Here is a 22,181-nt window from a genome sequence, read left to right as displayed (position 1 = left end):
GGTGAGGAAGGGACGCAGAACACAGGACGTGGGGATACGTGGGATACGTGGGGACAGTACGGATGATGACGAGGCGAACGGGCCAGGTGGAGTGAGTGGAGAGCGAGAACGCGGCGGAAGACACGGCGGGAAACACGGCGGAAAACCAGGAGGGAGGCGCGGAGGGAAGGTCCCGTGAGGGTCACCCTGCGGGGCGTACTCCGTTCGGGGCGGCCAAGCCCTCGGCCCCCGGCGCGAGGAGTCCCGTGACCCCGGCCCCCGGTGGCTTCACGTACAGCCCCGCCGACGAGGAGAAGCGGCGCGGCGTGCGCCGGATGAAGATCACGGCGACGGGACTGCTCGTCTTCGTCGCGCTGGTCTACGTACTGGCGAAGTGGGCGCAGCACTCCGGCGCGGGCGCCTGGACGGGGTACGTCGCGGCGGCCGCCGAGGCCGGCATGGTCGGCGCGCTCGCCGACTGGTTCGCGGTGACGGCGCTCTTCCGGCACCCGCTCGGTCTGCCCATTCCGCACACGGCGATCATCCCGAACAAGAAGGACCAGCTGGGCGCCTCCCTCGGCGACTTCGTGGGGGAGAACTTCCTCTCCGCCGACGTCGTACGAGGCCGCCTGCACGCCGTGGGCATCGGCGCGCGCCTCGGCACCTGGCTCGCCGAGCCCGCGCACGCCGACCGCGTCACCGCCGAGCTGGCCACGGCGCTGCGCGGCGCCCTCACCGTCCTGCGCGACTCCGACGTGCAGGCGGTCGTCGGCGAGGCGATCACGCGCCGCGCCGACGCACAGGAGATCGCGCCCGGCATAGGGAAGATGCTGGAGAAGATCGTCGCGGACGGCGGCCACCGCAGGGTCGTCGACCTGGTCTGCGTACGCGCCCACGACTGGCTGGTCGAGCACGCCGACTCGGTGATGGACGCGGTGCAGGGCGGCGCGCCCGGCTGGACCCCGCGGTTCGTCGACAAGAAGGTCGGCGATCGCGTCTACAAGGAGCTGCTGCGCTTCGTCACCGAGATGCGGGACATGCCGGAACACCCGGCGCGCGGCGCCGTCGACCGCTTCCTCGCCGACTTCGCCGCCGACCTCCAGTCCGACTCGGACACCCGCGCGCGCGTGGAGCGCCTCAAGCGGGACATCCTGGCGCGCGGCGAGGTGCAGGACCTGATCGCCTCGGCCTGGTCGGCCGTGCGGTCCATGATCGTGGCCGCCGCCGAGGACGAGCGCAGCGAGCTGCGGCTGCGCGTGCGGGCCTCGCTGCTGTCGCTCGGCGCGCGGATGGCGCAGGACGGGCGGCTCCAGCAGAAGGTGGACGGCTGGGTGGAGGGCGCGGCGGTGTACGTCGTGACGACGTACCGCGACGAGATCACCTCGCTCATCACGGACACGGTGGCGGGCTGGGACGCGGAGCACACCTCGAAGAAGATCGAGGCGCACATCGGGCGGGACCTGCAGTTCATCCGGATCAACGGAACGGTGGTCGGCTCGCTGGCGGGGCTGGTGATTTATGCGGTGTCGCGGGCGTTCTGGGCGTGAGGGGGACCTGACCTGACCCGGTCCGGCTGCTGATCTTCCGGCGGGCTCCAGCGCGCGTGAGGAAGCGTTTGCTGGGCACTCTGGAGGGGCTCGCTCGGAGCCGAGGGGGCCGTCGCCCGCGCGGCGCGTACAGCAAGCGGCGCGCGTGTGAGCAGCAGTGCGAGCGTGAGCAGCGGTGTGAGCAGCGATGCGAGCGCGATCAGCGGTGCGAGCGCGATCAGCGGTGCGAGCGTGAGCAGCGGTGCGACAGCGGTGCGAGCGCGCTCAGCAGTGCGGCGACGTGGGAACAGCGGAAGGAGCCGCCCGCCATGACCGCGTCGTCCACGCCACCGGCCTCGCCGCCGCCCCCCGGCCACACCCCAGGTCGTCCCGGTGGGGACTCCGAGGCCGCCACCGTCACCACGGCCGTGCCGGCCCGCCTCGACCGCCTGCCGTGGTCGCGCTGGCACTGGATGATCGTCGTGGGCCTCGGCACGGTGTGGATCCTGGACGGCCTGGAGGTCACCACCGTAGGCAACATCGCGAGTCGCCTCTCCGAGGAGGGCAGCGGCCTGGCGATCAGCTCCGCGCAGGTCACCGGCATCGCGGCGGCCCTGTACGTGGCGGGGGCGTGCGCCGGGGCGCTCTTCTTCGGCTGGCTCACCGACAAGTACGGCCGCAGGAAGCTATTCATGGTCACCCTCGCGGTGTACCTCGGCGCCACCGCCCTCACCGCGCTCTCCTTCGACGCCTGGTGGTTCTTCCTCTTCCGGTTCCTGACCGGCTTCGGCATCGGCGGGGAGTACGCGGCGATCAACTCGGCGATCGACGAGCTGATCCCGTCCAAGTACCGCGGCCGCGTCGATCTGATCATCAACGGCAGTTACTGGCTGGGCGCGATCGGCGGCTCGCTGCTCTCGGTCGTCATGCTCAACACCGACATCTTCCCCAAGGACCTGGGCTGGCGACTGACCTTCGCCCTCGGCGTCGTCCTGGGCCTGGTGATCCTCCTCGTACGCCGCCACGTGCCGGAGAGCCCGCGCTGGCAGTTCATCCACGGCCGCGGCGAGGAGGCGGAGGGCCTGGTCTCGTCGGTGGAGCGGGAGATCGAGCGGGAGAAGGGCGAGCCGCTGCCGCCGCCCGACCGTGAGATCACCATCCACCAGCGCAAGAGCATCGGCTTCGGCCTGATCGCCAAGACGGTCTTCCGCGACTACCCCAAGCGGGCGGTCCTCGGCCTGTCCCTCTTCATCGGCCAGGCGTTCCTGTACAACGCGATCACTTTCGGCTTCGGCGCGATCCTGACCAAGTTCTACGACGTGCCCTCGGGCAGCACGGGTTACTACTTCGCCGTCATCGCCGCGGGCAACTTCCTGGGCCCGCTCCTCCTGGGCAAACTCTTCGACACGGTAGGCCGCAGGATCATGATCTCCTCGACCTACCTCACCTCCGGCGTTCTGCTCTTCGGCACGGCATGGCTCTTCGACCGGGGTTCGCTGAGCGCGGCGACGCTCACGGCCTGCTGGTGCGTGGTCCTGTTCTTCGCGTCGGCGGGCGCGAGCAGCGCGTATCTGACGGTCTCCGAGATCTTCCCGATGGAGACCCGCGCCATGGCCATCGCCTTCTTCTACGCGATCGGCACGGCGGCCGGCGGTATCAGCGGCCCCCTGATCTTCGCCAAGCTGACCGAGTCGGGCGTGGTCGGCGACACGGTCCTGGCCTTCGAGATCGGCGCGGGCCTGATGTGCGCGGCGGGCCTGGTGGCGGCGGTGTTCGCGGTGAAGGCGGAGAGGCGGTCGCTGGAGGATATCGCGGAGCCGTTGTCGTCGGTGGGGAGGGGAGCCGGGGCGACGCGGAAGGGTGGGGCGACGCCTTAGCGCACGCTTGGAGAGGTGAGGCTGGCCGGACCCGTACCCCTCTGCAAGTGTCCAGGTGCGCGCGGGGCACCTGGCGAGCCGACTCACCTGGGGCGCCTTACCCGGGGCGAGGCGGCTCACCCAGGGCGCCCGGCTCACCCAGGGCGCCCGGCTCACCCAGGGCGCCCGGGGCGCTCGACTCACCCGGTTCGTCCGACTCACCGGACAGATGAGTACGCGTACTCTGTCGTGCCACGCGCCTGGCGCGGCACCGTCGTACACATGAACGCGACGCTGATACCGCTCCGCCAAACCGCACCGCTCCCCAGGTACGCGACCCGCCTCATGGGCGCGGCGCTCGCGGCCGCGGCATACGTGGCCTGCCTCCCCTGGGACCTGCGCAACCGGGCGGAGACCCCGGGCGCGCTCAACGAAACATCACCGGTGACGGCGTCGGGGGTGGTGCTCCTGGCCCTGGCCCTGCTGACCCTCGCGGCCTACTTCGGCATCAGGGACCGCCTGGCATGGACGCTGCTGGTGGTGGCGGCCCCGCCGGCGACGCTGATGTACGTCTCCTTCAACTCACACCCCACCCAGGACGCGAACGTGTGGCCGCCGGCGTGGGCGTTCTGCACGCTGGTCATGGGGGTGGGGACCCTGGTGGCGGCGGGGGTGGCGAGGAGTGCGGCGCGCCGCGAGGCCTGACGTACGCGGGCTACAGTGCCCCGCCTCTCGCCTCGCCTCACCTCCGCCGATCGGCAAGGCCGCCGCGCCCCCGCGCCCCTGCCTGCCCCCTCGCCTCGCCTCAGCCGCGCCGGTCGGCGAGGACCCACGACGCGATCCCGACACCACCCGCGACGCTGAACACGGCGGGCCAGGCTCCCACCTTCTTGGCGAGCGGGTGCGAGCCGGCGAACCCGGCGACGTAGGCCGCGGTGAGCGCGGCGGCGGTCTTCCCGCCGGCCGCCTCCCGCCACTGCCGAGCGGCGACGGCCCCGGCAGCGGCGAGCACGACTCCGCCGAGGGGCCGCTTCTTGGTGAACCGGGCGGCGCCGTACCCACCGATGAGCCCACTCGCGGCCACGACTGCTCCGGGAATCCTCGCCATGGTTGACCCGCCTCTCACCGATACATCCGCGATGTTCCTTCGGCCCGAGGCTAACGCGCGGCGACCGGAAACCGGCGGGCGGGATCAGAGCTGCGGTTCCACGGGGTAGGGCTGCGCGGCCGCCCACGCGGCGAGAACATCCACCGCGGCGGAGCGCGGCGCACCGTCGACGGGCACCTCGTCCAACATCCGCCGCTCGGCATTGGGCAACGCCAGCTCCCGGTAGAACCGCAGATCCTCATGCCCGTTGACCGCGGCGTCGCGACTGGTGCCGCCATACACGAGCCGCGGAATCCCGGCCCAGTAACAGGCGACGAGACACATGGGACAGGGCTCACTGCTCGAATACAGCGTGCAGTCCTCCATGAGATACGTCCCGAGCCGCCGCCCCGCGTCCCGCAGGGCGATGACCTCGGCATGAGCGGTCGGATCACACGCTTCGACGACGGAGTTGCTACCCGTGCCCACGACTTCCCCGCCCATGACTACGACGGCACCGAAGGGCTTCTTGGTACTGCCGTCCTCAAGCGCGCGCCGGGAGTTGGCGATGGCCAGTTCGAGGAACTTGCGGTCTTGGTCGTTCTCGGGAGCGTAGGGCAAGGGATCTTCCTCTCCTCGCGGTCGTGGCCGACCGGTGGCGTCGCCACACCGGACATCGACCCTATGCCCGCCGTCAGTGCCGAAGCATCTCGGGCAGCGCCGTCACGAACTCGGCCCAGGCGGCTGTCCCGACGCAGACCCGGCCATCGGCAGGGCACTTCGTGTCACGCACCATGACCTTCGGCGCCGCCACCACCACCGCCACCTCGACACACTCGGTTCCGGAACCGCCGCTGTAGGACGACTTGAACCAGCGGACGGGGTGGCGGGGGTCCATCACAACTCCCTGAGGCTTCGACGGATGGCTTCAGTGGATGATTCCAGATCGAGAGCCTGCGCACGCAGGGGTAATCGAACGCCAATTTGTAGCGCTCAAGTTCCTTGGGTTTCTCCATGAAGAGCCCGCCGACCGGTAGGTCTACGTAGACGACATCCAAGTTCTCGCTCTGCCCCCGCAGGAGCACGAAGCTTCCCACGCGCCGGTCGGGCCGGTGGGACCTGCGCAACCGCGCCGAGTCGCCGGGTGCACCCCAGGAGACGTCACCGGTGACGGCGACGGGGCTGACGCTCCTGATCACAGCGCTGCTGTACGCCCTCCTTCGCAGGTCACCCGGCACCGGAGGCGGACGTATGGCCGTTGGCGTGGGCGCTGCTCGCCTCGGCGGTGGCGCGGCAGCTCAGCCGCAACTGGAGCAAGCCCTAGCCTCACCACGCCGGTCGGCGAGCAGATACGAGGCAACCCCGACCCCGCCCGCGACTCCGAAGACAGCAGGCCAGGCCCCCACCTTCTTGGCCAGCGGATGCGCCCCAGCGAACCGGCGACGTACCGGCACTGAGCGCCGCAGCGGTCTTCCCACCGGCCTCGACCCGCCACTGCCGAGCGGCGACGGCTCCCGCAGCCGAGAGCACAGCCCCACCTAGGGGCCGCTTCTTGGTAAACCGAGCGACGGCATACCCGCCGACGAGTCCGGCGGCGGCGATGGAGGCGGTGGGGATGCGGGGGCATGGGCCTCCCGGCGTAGGCAGCGGCGGCGTACTGAAGGTCTGCTGCTGAGGTTACGTCGGAGCTTGCGGGGGCGGTCCGCCCGCGGCCGCAACCGGAAGGCTTCTGGGCCCAAGGAGTTACCTACTTAGGGATGGGCATTCGGCACACGGAACCGGGAGAATTCCGGCTCGGCGTGGGGGCCGTCGCTCACCCCCGAACTCGGAAAACTCCCCGGCCTCGTTACGGTAAATGACACCGACGTCGTGCTCCTCGAGGAGTTCACGAATGTCCGTGTCGGGGAGCTCAGGGGAGAGGACCATGAGCCGGAGCGGTTGGCTGTGCTCCATCGAGCGTAGGTACCTGTTGAGGTCCAAAAGTTGCGCGAGAGCGTTCCTGATCGCTTCGCGTGACGTGCTACCCGCTGTCTCGTAGAGAGTGTTGTCGCTTTCGTCGTAAAGGTCAGTGATGAGAGTGGACGTCTTGTCTTTGACCTCCACTTGGAGGTAGCCGACGGAGTGACCCGCTTCGTTCAGCCGAGTCTCATAGCTCTCATTCAACTCGTCACGCCGCTGGGCGACTACATCCTCGGGCGTAAGGGGGCGCTGCTGGCGCCGCTGCCTGCGCTGCGCTCTCGCCAACCGCGTTGCTTCTCTGGCCCGAATGAAGATTGGCTTGGTAGCTCTTGCCCTCGGGAGTACGTGCGCTTCGGAACGGTGGACCGGGCCAGTCGGACGCAGGCGAAAGACGATAACGCTTCGGTCTGCTCGATTCTCGTCGAGAGCTTGACGCAGCTGATAGGGCTCGCGCTCATCGACCTTGAACGGGCCGACATAGCGGTGGAGACGGGTGGCGGATCCCGGAACCTGCCCTTCGGCTATGAACAAGTGCAGAGTTCGCCCACGCGCGGAGTGGTCAAGTACAGCGGAGTTGCCCTTGCCATAGAGCCCCCCGAAAGTCTGGTCACCGCGAGCACCCGCTCCGGTGTACGCGAAGATGGGTCCGAGGTCGTCGTCCTCGGCGAGCCACCCATCGCGGTATCCGTACTGTTCGCCGGCTTTGATATCCGAGAAGAGAACAACGGTCTTCTTGGGATCTGACGGACATATACCACCCTGGGGACTGCCGCCTAGCTCTTGACGGATCTCCGCGCGTGTACGGATGTCTCCGGGCTTGATCGCGGGCGCGGATGTCGTCATGGCATAGAGGTTAGTCCGAGCCCTCGACGACGGCGCGCTCAGGTCAACCGTCAGACTGTAGAGCCGCTTTGGCTCCCGTTGGGGAGGAGGAGACGATGTGGGGATGGATCAGGGAATAGCTGCGGTACTGGCTGGTGGCTTTGGGCTTGTGGGGGCCGTCGCTGGCGCCTTCGCCGGTGGGATCTGGGCAGTGCGAGGCGCCAAAATCGGGGGCTCCAAGGCCGTTGAGGCAGCGCGTTTGCAGATCGAGGGCCAGGCTGCAGCCGAGCAACTTCAGTGGGTGCGTGGCCAGCGGCAGCAAGCCTATGGGCAGCTACTTGATGCTCAATCCGCGGTCGAGGACACGCTTGCGAGAGCCGCCCCGGGAATACGAGCGGGTGGGCGTCTCTCGGATGAAGCACGCGATGAACTGACGCAGAGGAGCCTGACGTTGCAGAAGTGCACGAGGCAGATTGCCCTGTGGGGGCCGGAAGAGGTGATCCGGCTGGCGCATGCGCTTGCGGTGAGCACGATCGAAGCGACGCAAGCTCTGAGGCAGGCCCAAGGAGGCGGTGCTCCAACGTCTGGAGGGTCGCGTCGCGAGTGGGCCCACTGGGATCGCGCAAACCAAGAGATGACGCAGGCGCACTCGCTCTTCCTCGAGAGAGCGGGAGCCGTCATCCGTGCTCCCAGCCAGGCTGCGCGCTAGGCCATTTTGGCCGACTGAACTGCCTTCACGAAGGCCCTCCAGGCAGGGACGCTCATGGCGACCTGGGGTCCCAGGGGGGCCTTCGAGTCTCGGACAGCTATGACGCCGGGGGCCAAAGCGACCTCGACGCACTCTCCACCCATACCGTTGCTGTAACTGCTCCTCCGCCACTGCCTAGTTGGGACAGGCGTCATCGGGAGTGCTCCTCCATGACTCTTTTGATCAGCAGGGCTGATCGCTGCGGACTCAATGCAAGTGCTCGGAGGTGGTCGAAGGCCTTTGCATAGAGCTCCACCTCCTTGGGGCCCTCGAGGTAGACGGAGTCTGTCAGCCCCTCCCGGTACACCACGTCCGGGTCCTCCTGCTCTGGGAAACCGAGGACGGTGAACGCCCCGGTCGTGGGGTAGGCGCCCGCATCAAACGGCAGCACCTGGATCGTCACGGCCCTCAACTTCGCCATTTCCAGCATACGTTCGAGCTGGCCCGCCATGACCTGTCGATTGCCAACGACGTGCATCAGGGCGCCCTGGTGCACGACGGTCCACAAGTCGGGTGCGCGATCGCCCATGAGGAGGTCCTGACGTCGCATCCGTACCTCGACCATGCGTTGGATCTCTTCGGCGGTGTGATCGACCCAAGCGCGACTCTGCTCGGATGCGTAGTCAGGAGTCTGAAGTAGTCCAGGAACGAACTCGCCATGGTAGCTGCGCAGACTGGAAGCGGCCTGCTCAAGCCCGACATAGACGGAGAACCATGAGGGCACGGCGTCGCCGTGGGCGTGCCACCAGCCCTTGGTCTTCGACTCCTTCGCCAGGGACTTGAGGAGCTGGCACAGCTCCTCCGACGTGTCGTAGAAGCGGCACAGGGCTTCCACGTCGGACGGTTGTACGCGACCTTGCCCCGTCTCCATGCGGTTGACTTTGGAGCTACTCCAGTCCAGTTCCTTGCCCACCTGGTTGCAGGTGAAGCCGTTCTCTTCGCGGAGCTTCTTGAGCTCGATCGCCAATCGACGGCGACGTGCAGTAGGCGAGCCTGCCATGGCAACTCCTAGCGCTGTAGCGGAAGCTCCATCCCATCGGAAGTCCCACGAAAGTCCAATCACCCCATCGTGGGAATCTCTCTGTGCATGTTGCATAGCGGGATTCCCACTGAGAGCCTTTCACCAAGAGTGACTGTTGGCTACACAGCGCGATGCGCTCCGGTGTGTGAGGTGGACAGGATGATCTTTGCGGAGGACTGCGGTCGGCGGGCCCCTTGGGCTCAGCCCTTCTCTGCGGAACCGGAGCAAGTGGCCGGGCTGCGTCGAGAGTTGCAGCTCCGACTGACGCTGTGGGGATTGCCGGAGTTGGTCGAGCCGGCTCAGATTTGCGTCACTGAGATGGTTTCGAACGTGATTCGTCACGTAGGCGTTGGCACATCCGCTTCGCTGGGGATGGTCATGAGAGGCACGTACCTCCGTATCGAAGTGCACGATCCGGACGCGCGAGCACTTCCGACACTCCTCGACTCCACCTCTGATGCGGAGTCGGGGCGCGGGATGACGCTTATCGACGCGGTTTGCGACCACCGATGGGGTGTCTTCCTTCGCGCGGACTCGAAGGTCGTGTGGTGCGAGTTGGCGACGGAGACATGCGAGCCAGAAAGTGCAGATGCTCGCGTCATTCGCGCAGGGGAGCATTTGTTGCTCTACGGTGCGACGCGATCCGAGTGCGCTGCTGGCTCGGGACGTCTAGCAACAGCTGTAGCGGAGGAGGTGGCGATCGACCTGATCGCCGACCTCCTTCACTGGCTCCGGGTGCACGGCTGCACTCCTGAGGAGGTGCTGGACCGGGCGCAGATGCACTATGAAGCGGAAGCGGAAGCCGAAGCGGAGACGGCAGGTTAAGACAAAGCCTAATCGGTGCCCATTAGTTCTCCGGGGCCGCGGAGAATGTCCATACGTCCGCCGGCATCTCCTGTTCAAGTTCCCAGGTGATTGCCATGGGCTTGCTGCCTTCGTGAGAGACGTACCGGGCAGGGCCCAGAAGCATCCATGGTGCGGGACCGCCGATGTCGGTGTTTTTGTACCGACGGACGAAGAGCAGGACGTGGCTGCCACGTTGAGCGTGTTCGCGGTACCGGCGCCCAGTGGTGGATTCTTCGTCTGTTGTGCTCTGTGACTCCCAATGGAATCTGGTTGGGCTCATTGCATAGTCCTTGTACCGGACTGTGGGTGAAAAATCCTTCTCGTCCTTCTCTAGGGTGATGAGGAGGGCGTCCGAATTGATCTCCTTGGCGTCAACTACTCCTTGAGCGAAGGATCCTGGCATCTGGCCACCAAGGCGGGCCACACCGAGGGCAGCCAATATTTCGGAACGGTTGTAGGAGCTGTGCATCTTCAGCGGGAGCCCGCTGTGTGGGCCCTCCAGAGGAAGTGGGAAGTGGTCTGCAGTGGCCAGGCAGTGATCGAGGACTTGGCGAAGTTCATCACACACAGCTCTGTGCTTGCGTAGCGATGCCAACCCGTCCTGATACGTTGCATAATCGCCTGCTTTGTCCCACAAATTGAAGAACAGCATGCGAGCGTAACTCTGTTCCAGTGGGGGCAAGGATTCGTACGCAGGTGCATTTTCAGTCAACAGTCGCTGGTATGCATCGATCCGCTCACGGTCGTCTACGTGAAGGAAAGAGGGAATGCGCTTCAGTAGCGCTAGCTCTCCCTCGGGGGCGGCACCGGGGAGCAACTTAGAGCGGCGCAACAGATTGGTCCATGAGTTGCCGTTGCCTCCACGGTAGATCTCCTTTAGCTCACGACCACTCTCCTTCAGATACGTCGCAAGGTCACGCTCGGCGTAGGTCGCTACCTCGCGAGCCAGCGCAGTCACATTGACGTTGATCTGTTCCTGGATGTTCTTGATGATGGACTGCTTGGCCTTGGGCTCCAGGATGATCTCGCAGCCCGATGGCAACATGGGGAAATTGTCGTTTATGTTGTCGATCAGGCGTCTTCTGGTGAGATTTGTCAGAGCGCGGAACTGGTTCTCGAAGCGGAATTCCTTACGATGTTGACCAATGAAGTCGAGGACTGTCAGGTAGTCCTTGTTCTCTGTGCGTCGCAAGCCGCGGCCGAGTTGTTGCAGGAAAACCGTGGCGCTCGCCGTCGGTCGGAGGAGGAGAACAGTGTCGACGTCTGGTATGTCGAGGCCCTCATTGAATAGGTCGACGGAGAAGATAATCTGCACTTTGCCGACCTTGAGGTCGGTGAGAGCCTGTTCCCGTTCATCTCGGTGCGATTCGCCCGAGAGGGCGATGGCGCTGAGGCCGAATTTGCGAAAGTAGCGGGCCATGAAGTGCGCGTGTTGGACAGAGACGCAGAATCCTAGGGCGCGCATTTTGCTAGGGGATGGGACCTTATCCTGTACCGATTTCAAGACGAGTCGGGCACGTATATCATTGCCCGTAAATACGTTACTAAGGGAAGCCGAGTCGTAGGCGCCACGCTTCCACTGTACGGCGCTCAAGTCGGTACTATCGCTGATTCCAAAATAGCGGAACGAGCTGAGTAGTTCGTTCTCTAGTGCTTCCCATAGGCGCATCTCGGCCGCAATGTGACCTTGGAAGAACTCGCCTTGGATGTTCTTGCCGTCCATGCGCTCAGGTGTGGCAGTCAGGCCGAGGAGCTCGCGAGGGGTGAAGTGGTCGAGGAGCTTCCGGTACGTGGGGGACGTTCCGTGATGGAACTCGTCGATGACGATCACGTCAAAATGATCAGGTGTAAGGCGTTCTAGGGTTCGAGAGTTGAGAGATTGGACACTGGCAAACACGTGTGTCCAATCTGTGGGAATCTCGCCGCTATAGAGCAGCTCGCCAAAACTGGCGTCATTGAGTGCTTTCTGGTAGGTGTGTAGGGACTGGTCCAGGATCTCCTTGCGGTGGGCAACAAAAAGGAGTCTAAGGTCGCGTCCTGCCTTCTGGCGCAGGTGTTTGAAGTCGAGCGCTGCCATCACGGTCTTACCCGTACCAGTCGCCGCAACTAAAAGATTACGGTGGCGGTCCCGTACCGAGCGCTCCACTTCCAAGCGCTCCAGCATGTCCTTTTGGTGTGGGTAGGCAGTCATTTCTTGGTTGGTGGGAATGATGGTGTCCTTCCGATCTTGTCCTGGCGGCGGGGGCGCAAGCGACGGTCGCCAGATATTCGCGCTCTCAAAACGGAGCACGAACCAACCCGCGGCATCAAGGGGCTGCGAGCTTCACCGTCATCAGGCACGCGGGCATTGTGCCGGAAGGGTGCGGCAAGCCGGGTGGAGGGCGCCTTCTACGGAGCCCCGTGGCACTGCACGTACGACGTCCCCGACCCGCACCAACAGGCCCCGTTCGCCTCCGGCGGCCAAGACACAGCCCGCCCCCGCGCCGCCAGCGTCGTCGCGTACTGAGGGAGGAGGGACGGCTCGTCCGGGGACGTGGTCTCCGAGGCGGCGAAGGCCTCGTAGGACGGGACCGTTCCCGTGACGATGCCCAGGTTCGGGGTGCCGGAGGAGGCCAGTTCGCGGAGGGAGGACTCTATGGTCGACAAGTGCGCCTCGTGCGAGGGGTATTCCGAGGTCAGCGTCGGGTACGCCGTCAGGAGTTCTGTGAGTTCCGGGGCCGGCCAGTGGAGGATCGCTACCGGGAAGGGGCGGGACAGGGCCTCCCTGTACGAGCCCAGTTCCGCCTGGATGCGGGTGATTTCCGCGCGGAGTTCCGCCGGGTTCTCCGAGCCGAGGGACCAGATCCGCTTGGGGTCGTGCAGTTCGTCCAGGGGGACGGGGGCCGTCGAGATGCGGTCCGCCAGGGCGTCCCACGCGTCGTGGTCGGCGCCCATGAGGCGGCGTACTCGGTGGCGGCCGAAGAGCAGGGGGTGCGTGGGATAGGGGGGGTCTGTCGTGGTGAGGGGGAGGAGCAGCGTCGCCGCCTCCGTGAAGGTGGCGTGCGCCTGTTCCAGTTCGTCGTGGGACTCCAGGGACTCCGCCACGATCACCCACGGCGCCGGGTCCCGGGGCGCTGCCGCGCGGACTCCATCGATGATCGCCCTCGCCTCCGCCTCGTGGCCGTACTCCCAGAGGTTCGAGGCCTTCAGGGCGCGGATGAGGAGCGGGGACGCGGGAGGCCGCTCGGCGTCCGCGGACAGCAGGCGGTCGTAGAGCGTCGTCGCGCGGTCGCGGGCGCCGGCCAGTTCCAGGTGGGCGGCGGCCTGGAGGAGGAGCTGCTCGGCGTCCTCCGGGTACAGGCCGGCCGTGCGTTCCAGGCGCGCGGCTTCGGCGATGTGGTCGGCGTCGACATGATCGGCGGCGGCAGGCTTGTCGGGGCGCATACGGGACACCGTACTGCCGAGCGGGCCTCTTGCAGGAGGGCCCCGGCCCGTTCGGCCGGTCCGGCTCCCGCCATGGATTGTTGCGGAGGCAGCGCCTATCGTGCGGGCCGCCGGGGAGGCGTGACGCCGTAGGGGAGGCCTTGTGCGGGAGCGGGTTCCGGTGGTGCAGCAAGGGCGCGGCGCGCGGCGTGGCCTCGCGGCGCGGGTGTTGTGGGGCGGGGCCGAGGCCGCCGTGACCTTCGGGCTCGTACTCCTTCTGCTCGTCGTCCATCAGCTGTGGTGGACCAACCGACAGGCCCGCGCCGCCGCCGAGGAGAAGGTGCGGCAGCTTGAGGAGGAGTGGGAGGACGGCCATGAGTGGCGGGAGGGGCCCTCCCGTGCGGGGACGGGGGCGGGGGCGAGTGCGGGCTCCGGCTCGGGCTCGGGATCCGGTGGGGGGTCCCGTTCGAGGGGCGGAGGCAGTGGCGGCTCAGCCTCGCGGGGCGGGGACGGTGCGGCCCGCGACCCCGGAACCGCCCCCGCCCCCCGCTGGGACCAGGCCTACGCCGTCCTCCGTATTCCCCGCATCGGCATCCGCGTCCCCGTCGCCGAGGGGGTCGGCAAGAACGGTGTTCTCGATCAGGGGTACGTCGGGCATTACCCCCGCACCGCCCAGCCCGGCCAGGCCGGGAACTTCGCGCTTGCCGGGCATCGCAACACCCACGGAGAGCCCTTCCGGTACATCAACCGGCTGCGGGGCGGGGACGAGCTGAGGGTCGAGACCAGGAGCGCCGTATACACGTACGTCGTCGACAAGCGGGTGGCGCGGACCTCCGCCCATGACGGGGGCGTCCTTCGCGGTGTGCCGCGCAGTGATGTGCGCGGCGGGTACGGGTATCGGGCGCCGGGGTTCTACATCACCCTCACCACCTGCACCCCCGAGTACACCTCCAAGTACCGGCTCGTGGTCTGGGGCAAGCTGCGTTCCATGCGTCCCCGGTAGCAGCCGCTCTCCGATAGCATCCGCTCTCCGGTAGCAGCCGCTCCGGATAGCCGCCTCCCTGATAGTCGCCTCCCCGGTAGCAGCGCCCCGGGTAACAGCGCCCCCGGGTAGCAGCTCCCCGGACAGCCGCCTCAGTCCCGACCGGATTCGCGCAGCAGCAGCACCCCCACCGCCGCCACCAGGCCGAGGGCCGCCGACACCGTCATCGCCATGTCCGCGCCGTGCGCGAGATCCCCCGTGGCCGTGGCGATCGCGATCATCAGGGCGACGCCCGCCGCCGAACCGATGTAGCGCGCCGTGTTGTTGGCCCCCGAGCCCATCGCCGCGCGCTCGGCGGGCACGGACTCGACGGCGAGATGGGGCAGCGCGGCGTTCAGGAGACCGCTGCCCGCGCCGGAGACGAGGAGGCCGGGCAGCAGGCGGACCCAGGAGCCGGACGCGGCGGCGCCCAGCATCGTCAGGACGGCGACGGCGTGCAGGGTGAAGCCGAGGGCGAGTTGGTGGCGGGCGTGGATCCGGCCCACCAGGCGCCTCGCCTGGAGGGCCACGGCGAAGGAGACGCCGGACCAGAAGAAGAACAGCCAGGCGGCGCCCATCGCGGACATGCCCATCGTCTGCTGGAGCAGCACCGGCAGATAGCTGAAGAACGCGATCACCGAGAAGCCGGTGAAGAGGCCGCCGACCGACGAGGCGAGGAAGAGCGGGCGGCGCAGCAGGGCGAGGTCCAGGACCGGTGCCGTCGCGCGGCGCTCGATGACGACGAACGCGGCGAGGAGCAGCGCGGAGGCGAGGAAGAGTGCGCCCACCGGTACGCGCAGCCAGCCGTCGCGGCCCAGGGTCAGCGCCGCCACCAGCGAGGTCGCCGCGAGGCCGAGCGTGAGCGCCCCGGCCAGGTCGGGGCGGCCGCCCCTCGGGGTGCGGGACTCCGTCAACGTACGCGGGACGAAGGCGGCCACGGCGAGAGAGGCGGCGCCCAGCACGGCGTACGCCCAGCGCCAGTCGGCCAGGGCGATGCCGCCCGCGATGAGCGGGCCCACCGCGATGCCGCCGCTCACGCACGCGCCCCAGATGCCGGTCGCCCTGACGCGGCCGTGCCCCGCGGGGAACGCGTGTACGAGCAGACCGAGGCTCGTCGCGAGGATGGCCGCGCTCGCCGCGCCCTGGGCGACGCGGGCCAGGGTGAACAGCAGGGTGGTCGGCGCGAGGGCGCCCAGCGCCGTGGTGAGGCCGAGCGCGACCGTGCCGTAGAGGAAGACCCGCCGCCTGCCGTGGTCGTCGGCGAGGCTGCCCGCGGCCAGGAGGAACGCGGCGAGGCCCAGCGGAGTGCCGTTGAGCAGCCAGGCCTGGGCGGTGAGCGAGGTGCCGAGGGAGGCGGCGGTGTCGGGGAGTATCACCGCCGGCGCGGTGTAGGTCATCAGGGCCACCAGGGTGGCGGCGCTCGTGACGGCGAGGGTGGCCGCGGGGCTCGGGGTGCGGGCTGCGGCGGCGCGTGGGGTCGCGTCGCCGGGCGGTTCCGTCCGGGCCGGGGAGGCCAAAGCCGGTCCGGCCGGTACCGCGGCCGTCTTGACGGGGGCGACGGACTCGCCTGGTGCAGAGCACGACATGGGCTGCGCCTCCAAGGTTCAGTGAACGAACTTCCTCAGGTGGCGCTACCGTACCAGTGGCGGTTCATTGAATGAACTTGCGTACAGGTTCAGTAAATGAACCTCACCTCCGCCCGTCGATTAAAGTGGCCTCATGGCTCTCGGCAAGGACTACGTCTCCCAGCAGTGCTCGGTCGCCCGCGCACTGGAGATCGTCGGGGAGCGCTGGACCCTGCTCGTCGTCCGGGACGCGCTCTACGGAGTGCGGCGCTACAACGACTTCCTCGTCCACCTCGGCATCCCGCGCGCCGTGCTGGCCGGGCGCCTCCAGTCGCTCGTCACGGCCGGCGTCCTGGAGAAGCGCTCCTGCGCGGATGTCCCGTCACGCCATGAGTACGTCGTGACGGAGCGCGGCCGGCAACTGTGGTGGACCCTGTGCGCGCTCGGCACCTGGGGGCAGGACAACTACACCGAGGGCGAGCCGCTGCGCCTCTTCCGCCATGCCGCCTGCCGTACGGAACTGGGCGCCGTCGGCGACTGCCCCGCCTGCCGCGTCCTCGTACCCGTCGAGGACGTCGAGATGCTGCCGGGCCCCGGCCTCAACCTGGAACCGGCGGATCCGGTCAGCCGCGCGCTGACCAAGCCCCGCAGGCTCCTTCAGCCGATCGAGACCGATCCTGTATAACGGGCGGTACGACAAGAAGACCGCGCGCCATGACAAGAAGACCGCGCGGTACGACGCGAAGACCGCGCGCTACGAGGAGAGGAGGGACCCACGGTGCAGGAACTGATCCGCGGCTGGAAAGCCGCCGCCCGCCCCGCCCTGCTCCTCCTCTTCCTGCTCGTCGAGGTCGTCCTCGTCGACACCGGCAGCCTCACCGCCGCCGTCGCGCTCGCCGCGACCGCCGCCGCGGGGTCCGCGCTCGCCGTCTGTTCCGTGATCGCCGCGCGCTGCGCGCCCGCCGTGCCCCGCACCAGAGTGCGCACGGCCATCCGCGACCGTGAACGGCGCACCGCCTTCCTGCCCCAGCGCGATCCCGACGCCAGGGGCCGAAGGCGCCCCCGAGCACCCGGCCGTCCCCTCCTGACGGCCGTCGCGTAGGGGATCGCACCACCAGCGCAGCACCACCAGCGCACCACCAGTGCTGCACCACCGCAGCACCGCTGCCGCGCCAACCCCCTCGCGGGTCGTCATGCCGACGCGATGTCCTCCATCGACTTCGCTCCTCCTCTCCCCGGCACGACGAGACCCCCGGAGGGCTCCTCCATGTCCAGCTTCTTCTCCGACTCCTTCTCCGCCTTCATGTCCGTGTTCGCGAGCCTCGTCGAGCACCTCGCCGACCTGCTCGGCCCGGTGTTCCAAGGCTCGGCGACCGCCGCCGCGATCGTGCTCTTCACCGCCTGCGTACGACTCCTCGTCCACCCCCTGTCGCGCGCCTCGGCACGCGGGCAGAAGGCCCGCGCCAAGCTCTCGCCGCGGATCGCGGAGTTGCGCGAGAAGCACGCCAAGAACCCCGAGAAGCTGCAGAAGGCGGTCCTCGAACTGCACCGCGAGGAGCAGGTGTCGCCGCTCTCCGGATGCCTGCCCAGCCTCTTCCAGCTGCCCGCGTTCTTCCTGCTCTACCACCTCTTCTCCAACTCCGACATCGGTGGCGAGGCGAACGCGCTGCTCGGCCACACCCTCGGCGCCGCGCCGCTCGGCGGCCGGTGGACGGACGCGCTGGCCGACGGCGGGCTCTTCGGGGCGCAGGGCCTGGTCTATCTGGCGCTGTTCGCGATCGTCGCGGCGGTCGCCACGTTCAACTACCGGCGCACCAAGCGGCAGATGGCGGCCACCCCGCTGCCCCGGACCGGCGACCAGCAGGTGCCGGGCATGGGCGCGATCACCAAGGTCATGCCGCTGATGTCGTTCATGACTCTGTTCACCGTGGCCGTGGTGCCGCTGGCCGCCGCGCTGTACGTGGTGACCAGTACGACCTGGAGCGCGGTCGAGCGGGCGGTGCTGTACCGGGACATGCCGGGCGGGGCGGGGGCACTGGCTACCGCCGGGTAACGGTCCAGTACGTGAACCGGGTATTGCCTACGGCACAGCGACCTTGGACGATCGACCAAACCTCCGATGGCCGCACCCATCGGCCGGGCCACGCTCGACCAAGGGAGACTGACCATGAAGCTGCTGCGAGTCGGTACGGCGGGGGCGGAGCGCCCCGCGCTGCTGGACGCCGACGGGACGCTGCGGGACCTGTCGGGGGTCGTCGACGACATCGACGGCGCAGTGCTCGCCGACGCGGACGCGCTCGGCCGGGTGCGGGCCGCCGCGGACTCCGGTGAGCTGCCCGTCCTCGCGGCCGAGGGGCTGCGCGTCGGGCCGCCGCTCGCGCGGATCGGCAAGGTCGTCTGCATCGGGCTCAACTACCACGACCACGCCCGCGAGACCGGGGCCGAGCCGCCCGCCGAGCCCGTCGTCTTCTTCAAGGCGGCGGACACGGTGATCGGCCCCGACGACACCGTGCTGGTGCCGCGCCGCTCGGTGAAGACCGACTGGGAGGTCGAACTGGCCGTGGTCATCGGACGTACGGCGCGCTACCTGGAGTCGCACGAGGAGGCGCTCGCGCACGTCGCGGGGTACGCGGTGGCGCACGACGTGTCCGAGCGGGAGTTCCAGATCGAGCGGGGCGGCACCTGGGACAAGGGCAAGAACTGCGAGACGTTCAACCCGCTGGGCCCCTGGCTGGTCACCGCCGACGAGGTCCCGGACCCGCAGGCACTGTCCCTGAAGCTCTGGGTCAACGGCGAGCTGAAGCAGGACGGCACGACCGCCGAGCAGATCTTCCCGGTCGCGGAGGTGGTGCGCTACGTAAGCCAGTTCATGACGCTCTACCCCGGTGACGTCATCAACACCGGTACGCCGGCGGGCGTGGCCATGGGGCAGCCCGAGCCGAAGCCGTATCTGCGGGCCGGGGACGTCGTGGAGCTGGAGATCGAGGGGCTCGGGCGGCAGCGGCAGGAGCTCAAGGACGCGTAAGCCGGGCTCGACCCGCGTAAGCCGGGCTCAGCGCGTGTGGGCGGGGACCGGAGGGCGGTGGCGCGGCATGATGGCGTGGTGGGACTGACTCCGGCCGAAGCCGCCCTCTGTGGTACGGCGTTGGGCGCTACGGCCACGTTCTCCAGCGCCTGGTACATCCAGCGGGCCACGACCAGACGGGAGCGGGAGAACAGGATCTGGGACCGGCGCATGGAGGTCTACGACGAGGTGATGATCGTCGTCAGACGGATGGCGGACCTGCGCGAGACCGTCCTGCGGACCGGCGCCTTCCCCGAGCGGCGCGCCGGTGAGGCCGCCGTGGTCGACGACGTGGTCCCGCTCCTGGCCCGCCTGGAGATCTACGCCACCGACCCGCTCCTCGACGCCTGCAAGGACATGTTCGACGCGGGGCACGAGTGGAACTGGGCGTGGGGCGCCTGGCGCACCCAGCGCGGCAACAATCCCCGGCGCGGCGAGGACGACGACCTGTGGGTGGAGTTCGAGCTGACGGTGGACAAGTCGCGCGAGTCCGACGGAATCGTCCTTGATCTGCTGCGGGCGGAAGTGCACACGGAGAAGAGACGCAAGCGACGGAAGTTGCGGGAGATTCTCCATATGAATGGGGGACGGTAAAATCTGGGTTCCCGTCCGGCATATTCGTTTCTTTCGTTTCCCGGCCCGGTCCACCGCAACCTTTTCTGGCTACCATTGCGTCTTCCGGGCGAGAGCGGGGATTCGCTCCGGGGCCGGACCGGGGGGTGGCCCGTGGTGTACGACGAGTACTTCATCGAAGTCTTCCGGGAAGAGCGCCGACTGGGCTCCGGGGTGCGGCTCACCCGGGACTTCGCCCTCACCGCGGCGCACTGCCTGGAGGGGCGAGAGTTGGAGGGCAGGGTCGCGGTCAGACTCTGTCTGCCGGACGGCAAACACGCCACCGGCGAGGTCCAGGACTACGACAGGGCGTCCGACCTCGCGCTGCTGAGGCTCATCTTCCAGAAGGACGAGGACGTCCAGCTCCCCGGGGTCTGCTTCGACGACGCCCGGCCGCAGGAACTGTGGAAGGCGACGCACCAGCCGCCGGACGGCGACGACATCCTGTGCGGCAGCGTCGCCGAGGTCTCCTACACCTACGGAAGCACGGGCAGGGGAGGGACGATCAGCGCACTGCGGCTCGACTGCGGATGGATTCCGGACGACTACGCGATCTTCGCCGGCAGCCCGGTGGAGCGCGGCGACCCCTACCGGACGCCGGTGGTCCTCGGACTGATCGTCCAGGACCGGGCGGGCGGCGCACCGGACGGCACGCTCTTCGCCGGCACGGTGCGGGAGGCCGTCACGCGGTTCAAGCGCTTCCGGTTCCGCGTCGAGGACCTGGCCGGGGACCCGGCACCGCCCCTGGCCGTGCGGCCGTTCGTCGTAGGGGCCACTGAGACGGAGAAAGAGATCCTGATCAGGACCGCGGTGGAGGACGCCCTCGACAGAGCGGGCTTCCCCCGCGTGGTGAGAGTGCACTGGACGCGCCGCTGACCGCACTGGACACGCCGCCGACCCCAGCCCACCGGCGATCGGGCGACGGCACCCGGGAGGGACCGGACCATGACGACAACGCAGTACCTGGACGACGCCATAGCGGCGGCGGAGAAGATGCTCCTGGCGCCCGACGGCCCACGGCGCCGGGACAAGGACCGCCTGGCGGACTACGTCAAACACGTCAAGGGGCCCGATCCCGGGGAGCGCTGCCAGCAGTTGCGCGCCGAGCAGCTCACCCACCTCGCCCGTCTCCTGGGCGCCCTCGGCATGAAGACGCTGTCCCTGTCCGTGGCCGACATGACGCTGCGGCACATGGAGATAGCGGAGGCGGACCACCAGGTCTACGCGGCCTCCGTCTGGGACGGCCTCGGCTCGCTGCTCGCCGAACACGGCGACCTGGAGCGCTCCCGGCTCATCCTGTGCCGCGCGCTCAGCAGGGCGGAGCGCGGCAGCCTCGTACCGGAACGGGGCCGCATCCTCGCCAACCTGAGCGCGGTGAGCCTGCGCATGGGCAACGTCGACGACGCCGACATCTGGGCCGGCAAGGCGCTCCGGGAGATGGACACCCGCTGGGAGGACGACGACCCCGAGGCGCGCCTGACCGCCGACTGGGTGCGCCTCGAAGTGGCGAGGGCACGCAAGGACAGCGCGCAACTGGCGCCGGTCATGGAGGTGTTCGAACGGTCGGTGGAGCGGTCGGTCCGCCTCAAGGGCGGCGCCCATCCGACGGCCGTCGCCGCCCGGCGCACCCTCGCCACGGCCCGCTTCGAGGCGGCGGCCGCCGCGCACGACGTGGAGCGGAGCGAACGCGAACTGTGCGAGCTGGAGATCGTCAAGCTGAACGCGTCGGCGCTCCTCGGGGCCGGCCACCGGGAGACGATCGTGGCCCAGGCGGCGCTCGCCGTCGCCGAGTTCGAGGCCGCCAGCGGCGGTTCGGGAAGCCTGCCGCGCAGGCAGCGCGCCGTGTCCCTGCTGGAGACGGCGGAGGAGATGGCCGTGGAGGTGCTCGGCCGTGAGCACGCCCAGACGCTCGCGATCCGGGAGGCGCTCGCGCACCTGCGGGTGGCGACCGTGCAGACGGACGACCTGCCGTACCTCATCGACCGCACCTACACGCCCCAGGAGAACGACCTGCGCAACGACGCGAAGCGGCGGGCGATCGACGCGGAGCGCAACATCGTCCGGCTGACCGCGCACGCCGGCGCCTCGTACTTCCTCGGTGACCTGGACATCTTTTACTGGCAGATCCGCGGCGCCCTGGAGCGCGGCACCTATTTCCATGTGATTCTGAGCAGCCCTTGGAACAATCTCGCGATCTTCATGCAGCACGGAGCGGACGCCGAGCGGGCGAGCCACGAGAACATCGTGGACCGGGTGCGGGCGAGCACCTATTACCAAGAGACGTTCCGGCCGGTCATCGACTCCTATCTCGACCTGCGCGAACAGTTCCCTGACCACATCGAGCTGAAGCTGACCCCCACCGACATCTCGGGGTCGACGCTGCTCACCTCGCAGGTCGGCTTCTTCGAGCCGTACATCACGATGAACCCGCTGCACCGGACCCGCAGGGGCCTGAGCGTCTTCGAGCACCGGTTCAACAAGGACAGCAAGTACTACGCGGACAGCCTCGCCGCGTTCCGTACGCAGTGGGAACTGACCAGCACCTGGGAGCAGTTCGGGGTGCACGAGGAGCAGCACCAGGGGCGGCTGCGCGCGCTGATGGCGACGCAGTCCGACGACCGGCTGAGCAAGCGCGCCGAGACGTAGCGGGTCGGGGGCGTCACGGCCGGGACA

Annotated in this window: 20 protein-coding genes and 3 pseudogenes; 14 read left to right on the top strand and 9 right to left on the bottom strand. The window is 68.3% G+C overall.

Going from position 1 to position 22,181, the window contains the following annotated elements:
* The first annotated feature begins 245 nt into the window (after nt 1-245).
* The 3 genes from ACWDZ7_RS31800 to ACWDZ7_RS31790 all read left to right on the top strand — a co-directional run bounded on the left by ACWDZ7_RS31800 (nt 246) and on the right by ACWDZ7_RS31790 (nt 4,066).
* A complete protein-coding gene (locus tag ACWDZ7_RS31800; protein ID WP_451801792.1) occupies nt 246-1,526 on the top strand; it encodes a DUF445 domain-containing protein in 1,281 nt (426 codons plus the stop codon).
* Nucleotides 1,527-1,834: 308 nt separating this feature from the next.
* Nucleotides 1,835-3,382 (top strand): MFS transporter, encoded by a 1,548-nt coding sequence (locus ACWDZ7_RS31795; RefSeq protein WP_451801791.1) that lies wholly within the window; start codon nt 1,835-1,837, stop codon nt 3,380-3,382.
* 261 nt (nt 3,383-3,643) lie between these two features.
* Nucleotides 3,644-4,066, top strand: a complete 423-nt coding sequence (locus ACWDZ7_RS31790; protein WP_451801790.1) for a hypothetical protein — start codon at nt 3,644-3,646, stop codon at nt 4,064-4,066.
* Between the two features lie 100 nt (nt 4,067-4,166).
* On the opposite strand, the gene ACWDZ7_RS31785 is transcribed toward ACWDZ7_RS31790, so the two are convergent.
* The 4 genes and pseudogenes from ACWDZ7_RS31785 to ACWDZ7_RS31770 form a co-directional block, all read right to left on the bottom strand.
* Complete coding sequence (locus ACWDZ7_RS31785; RefSeq protein WP_451801788.1) at nt 4,167-4,469, bottom strand: hypothetical protein; 303 nt, start codon at nt 4,467-4,469, stop codon at nt 4,167-4,169.
* Nucleotides 4,470-4,553: 84 nt separating this feature from the next.
* Complete coding sequence (locus ACWDZ7_RS31780; RefSeq protein WP_451801787.1) at nt 4,554-5,069, bottom strand: nucleoside deaminase; 516 nt, start codon at nt 5,067-5,069, stop codon at nt 4,554-4,556.
* A gap of 73 nt (nt 5,070-5,142) precedes the next feature.
* Nucleotides 5,143-5,346: a DUF397 domain-containing protein gene (locus ACWDZ7_RS31775; RefSeq protein WP_451801786.1), complete on the bottom strand. Its 204-nt coding sequence runs from the start codon at nt 5,344-5,346 to the stop codon at nt 5,143-5,145.
* 400 nt (nt 5,347-5,746) lie between these two features.
* Nucleotides 5,747-6,065: pseudogene (locus ACWDZ7_RS31770) on the bottom strand (hypothetical protein).
* A gap of 504 nt (nt 6,066-6,569) precedes the next feature.
* Here ACWDZ7_RS31770 and ACWDZ7_RS31765 point away from each other — a divergent pair.
* Nucleotides 6,570-7,151, top strand: a complete 582-nt coding sequence (locus tag ACWDZ7_RS31765; RefSeq protein ID WP_451801785.1) for a hypothetical protein — start codon at nt 6,570-6,572, stop codon at nt 7,149-7,151.
* Nucleotides 7,152-7,934: 783 nt separating this feature from the next.
* On the opposite strand, the gene ACWDZ7_RS31760 is transcribed toward ACWDZ7_RS31765, so the two are convergent.
* A complete protein-coding gene (locus ACWDZ7_RS31760; protein ID WP_451801783.1) occupies nt 7,935-8,132 on the bottom strand; it encodes a DUF397 domain-containing protein in 198 nt (65 codons plus the stop codon).
* A complete protein-coding gene (locus ACWDZ7_RS31755; RefSeq protein WP_451801781.1) occupies nt 8,129-8,977 on the bottom strand; it encodes a helix-turn-helix domain-containing protein in 849 nt (282 codons plus the stop codon). Before ACWDZ7_RS31755 ends, ACWDZ7_RS31760 begins: the two co-directional genes overlap by 4 nt.
* An 87-nt stretch (nt 8,978-9,064) precedes the next feature.
* Here ACWDZ7_RS31755 and ACWDZ7_RS31750 point away from each other — a divergent pair.
* Together ACWDZ7_RS31750 and ACWDZ7_RS31745 are read left to right on the top strand one after the other, a co-directional pair.
* Nucleotides 9,065-9,493, top strand: a pseudogene (locus ACWDZ7_RS31750) (ATP-binding protein); the annotation flags it as partial.
* Nucleotides 9,494-9,691: 198 nt separating this feature from the next.
* Nucleotides 9,692-9,823, top strand: coding sequence for a hypothetical protein (locus tag ACWDZ7_RS31745; protein ID WP_451801810.1), 132 nt, complete (start codon nt 9,692-9,694; stop codon nt 9,821-9,823).
* Between the two features lie 22 nt (nt 9,824-9,845).
* Here ACWDZ7_RS31745 and ACWDZ7_RS31740 read toward each other — a convergent pair.
* Nucleotides 9,846-12,038: pseudogene (locus ACWDZ7_RS31740) on the bottom strand (DUF3427 domain-containing protein); the annotation flags it as partial.
* Nucleotides 12,039-12,232: 194 nt separating this feature from the next.
* Complete coding sequence (locus ACWDZ7_RS31735; RefSeq protein ID WP_451801779.1) at nt 12,233-13,267, bottom strand: hypothetical protein; 1,035 nt, start codon at nt 13,265-13,267, stop codon at nt 12,233-12,235.
* A 160-nt stretch (nt 13,268-13,427) separates the two neighbouring features.
* On the opposite strand from ACWDZ7_RS31735, the gene ACWDZ7_RS31730 reads away from it, so the two are divergent.
* A complete protein-coding gene (locus tag ACWDZ7_RS31730) occupies nt 13,428-14,249 on the top strand; it encodes a class E sortase (protein ID WP_451801778.1) in 822 nt (273 codons plus the stop codon).
* Nucleotides 14,250-14,380: 131 nt separating this feature from the next.
* On the opposite strand, the gene ACWDZ7_RS31725 is transcribed toward ACWDZ7_RS31730, so the two are convergent.
* Entirely contained in the window at nt 14,381-15,853 is a 1,473-nt protein-coding gene (locus ACWDZ7_RS31725; protein ID WP_451801776.1) for an MFS transporter, read from the bottom strand.
* A gap of 133 nt (nt 15,854-15,986) precedes the next feature.
* On the opposite strand from ACWDZ7_RS31725, the gene ACWDZ7_RS31720 reads away from it, so the two are divergent.
* The 7 genes from ACWDZ7_RS31720 to ACWDZ7_RS31690 all read left to right on the top strand — a co-directional run bounded on the left by ACWDZ7_RS31720 (nt 15,987) and on the right by ACWDZ7_RS31690 (nt 22,154).
* Nucleotides 15,987-16,517, top strand: coding sequence for a winged helix-turn-helix transcriptional regulator (locus ACWDZ7_RS31720; RefSeq protein WP_451801774.1), 531 nt, complete (start codon nt 15,987-15,989; stop codon nt 16,515-16,517).
* Between the two features lie 102 nt (nt 16,518-16,619).
* A complete protein-coding gene (locus ACWDZ7_RS31715; RefSeq protein WP_451801809.1) occupies nt 16,620-16,934 on the top strand; it encodes a DUF6412 domain-containing protein in 315 nt (104 codons plus the stop codon).
* A gap of 201 nt (nt 16,935-17,135) precedes the next feature.
* The gene (locus tag ACWDZ7_RS31710) at nt 17,136-17,885 is read left to right on the top strand and encodes a YidC/Oxa1 family membrane protein insertase (protein WP_451801808.1); all 750 of its coding nucleotides are present in this window, start codon (nt 17,136-17,138) and stop codon (nt 17,883-17,885) included.
* 114 nt (nt 17,886-17,999) lie between these two features.
* Nucleotides 18,000-18,857, top strand: a complete 858-nt coding sequence (locus ACWDZ7_RS31705) for a fumarylacetoacetate hydrolase family protein (protein ID WP_451801773.1) — start codon at nt 18,000-18,002, stop codon at nt 18,855-18,857.
* Nucleotides 18,858-18,935: 78 nt separating this feature from the next.
* Nucleotides 18,936-19,490 carry a hypothetical protein gene (locus ACWDZ7_RS31700; protein WP_451801772.1) on the top strand — a complete coding sequence of 185 codons (555 nt, stop codon included), beginning with the start codon at nt 18,936-18,938 and terminating at the stop codon, nt 19,488-19,490.
* Nucleotides 19,491-19,622: 132 nt separating this feature from the next.
* Nucleotides 19,623-20,384: a S1 family peptidase gene (locus ACWDZ7_RS31695; protein ID WP_451801770.1), complete on the top strand. Its 762-nt coding sequence runs from the start codon at nt 19,623-19,625 to the stop codon at nt 20,382-20,384.
* 69 nt (nt 20,385-20,453) lie between these two features.
* Nucleotides 20,454-22,154, top strand: coding sequence for a hypothetical protein (locus ACWDZ7_RS31690; protein ID WP_451801768.1), 1,701 nt, complete (start codon nt 20,454-20,456; stop codon nt 22,152-22,154).
* The last annotated feature ends 27 nt before the right edge of the window (nt 22,155-22,181 follow it).

Source organism: Streptomyces sp. NPDC003032 (genome assembly GCF_053591415.1).
Note: the sequence above shows the minus strand (reverse complement) of the source record. Positions and strands in the feature narration are given on the sequence as shown.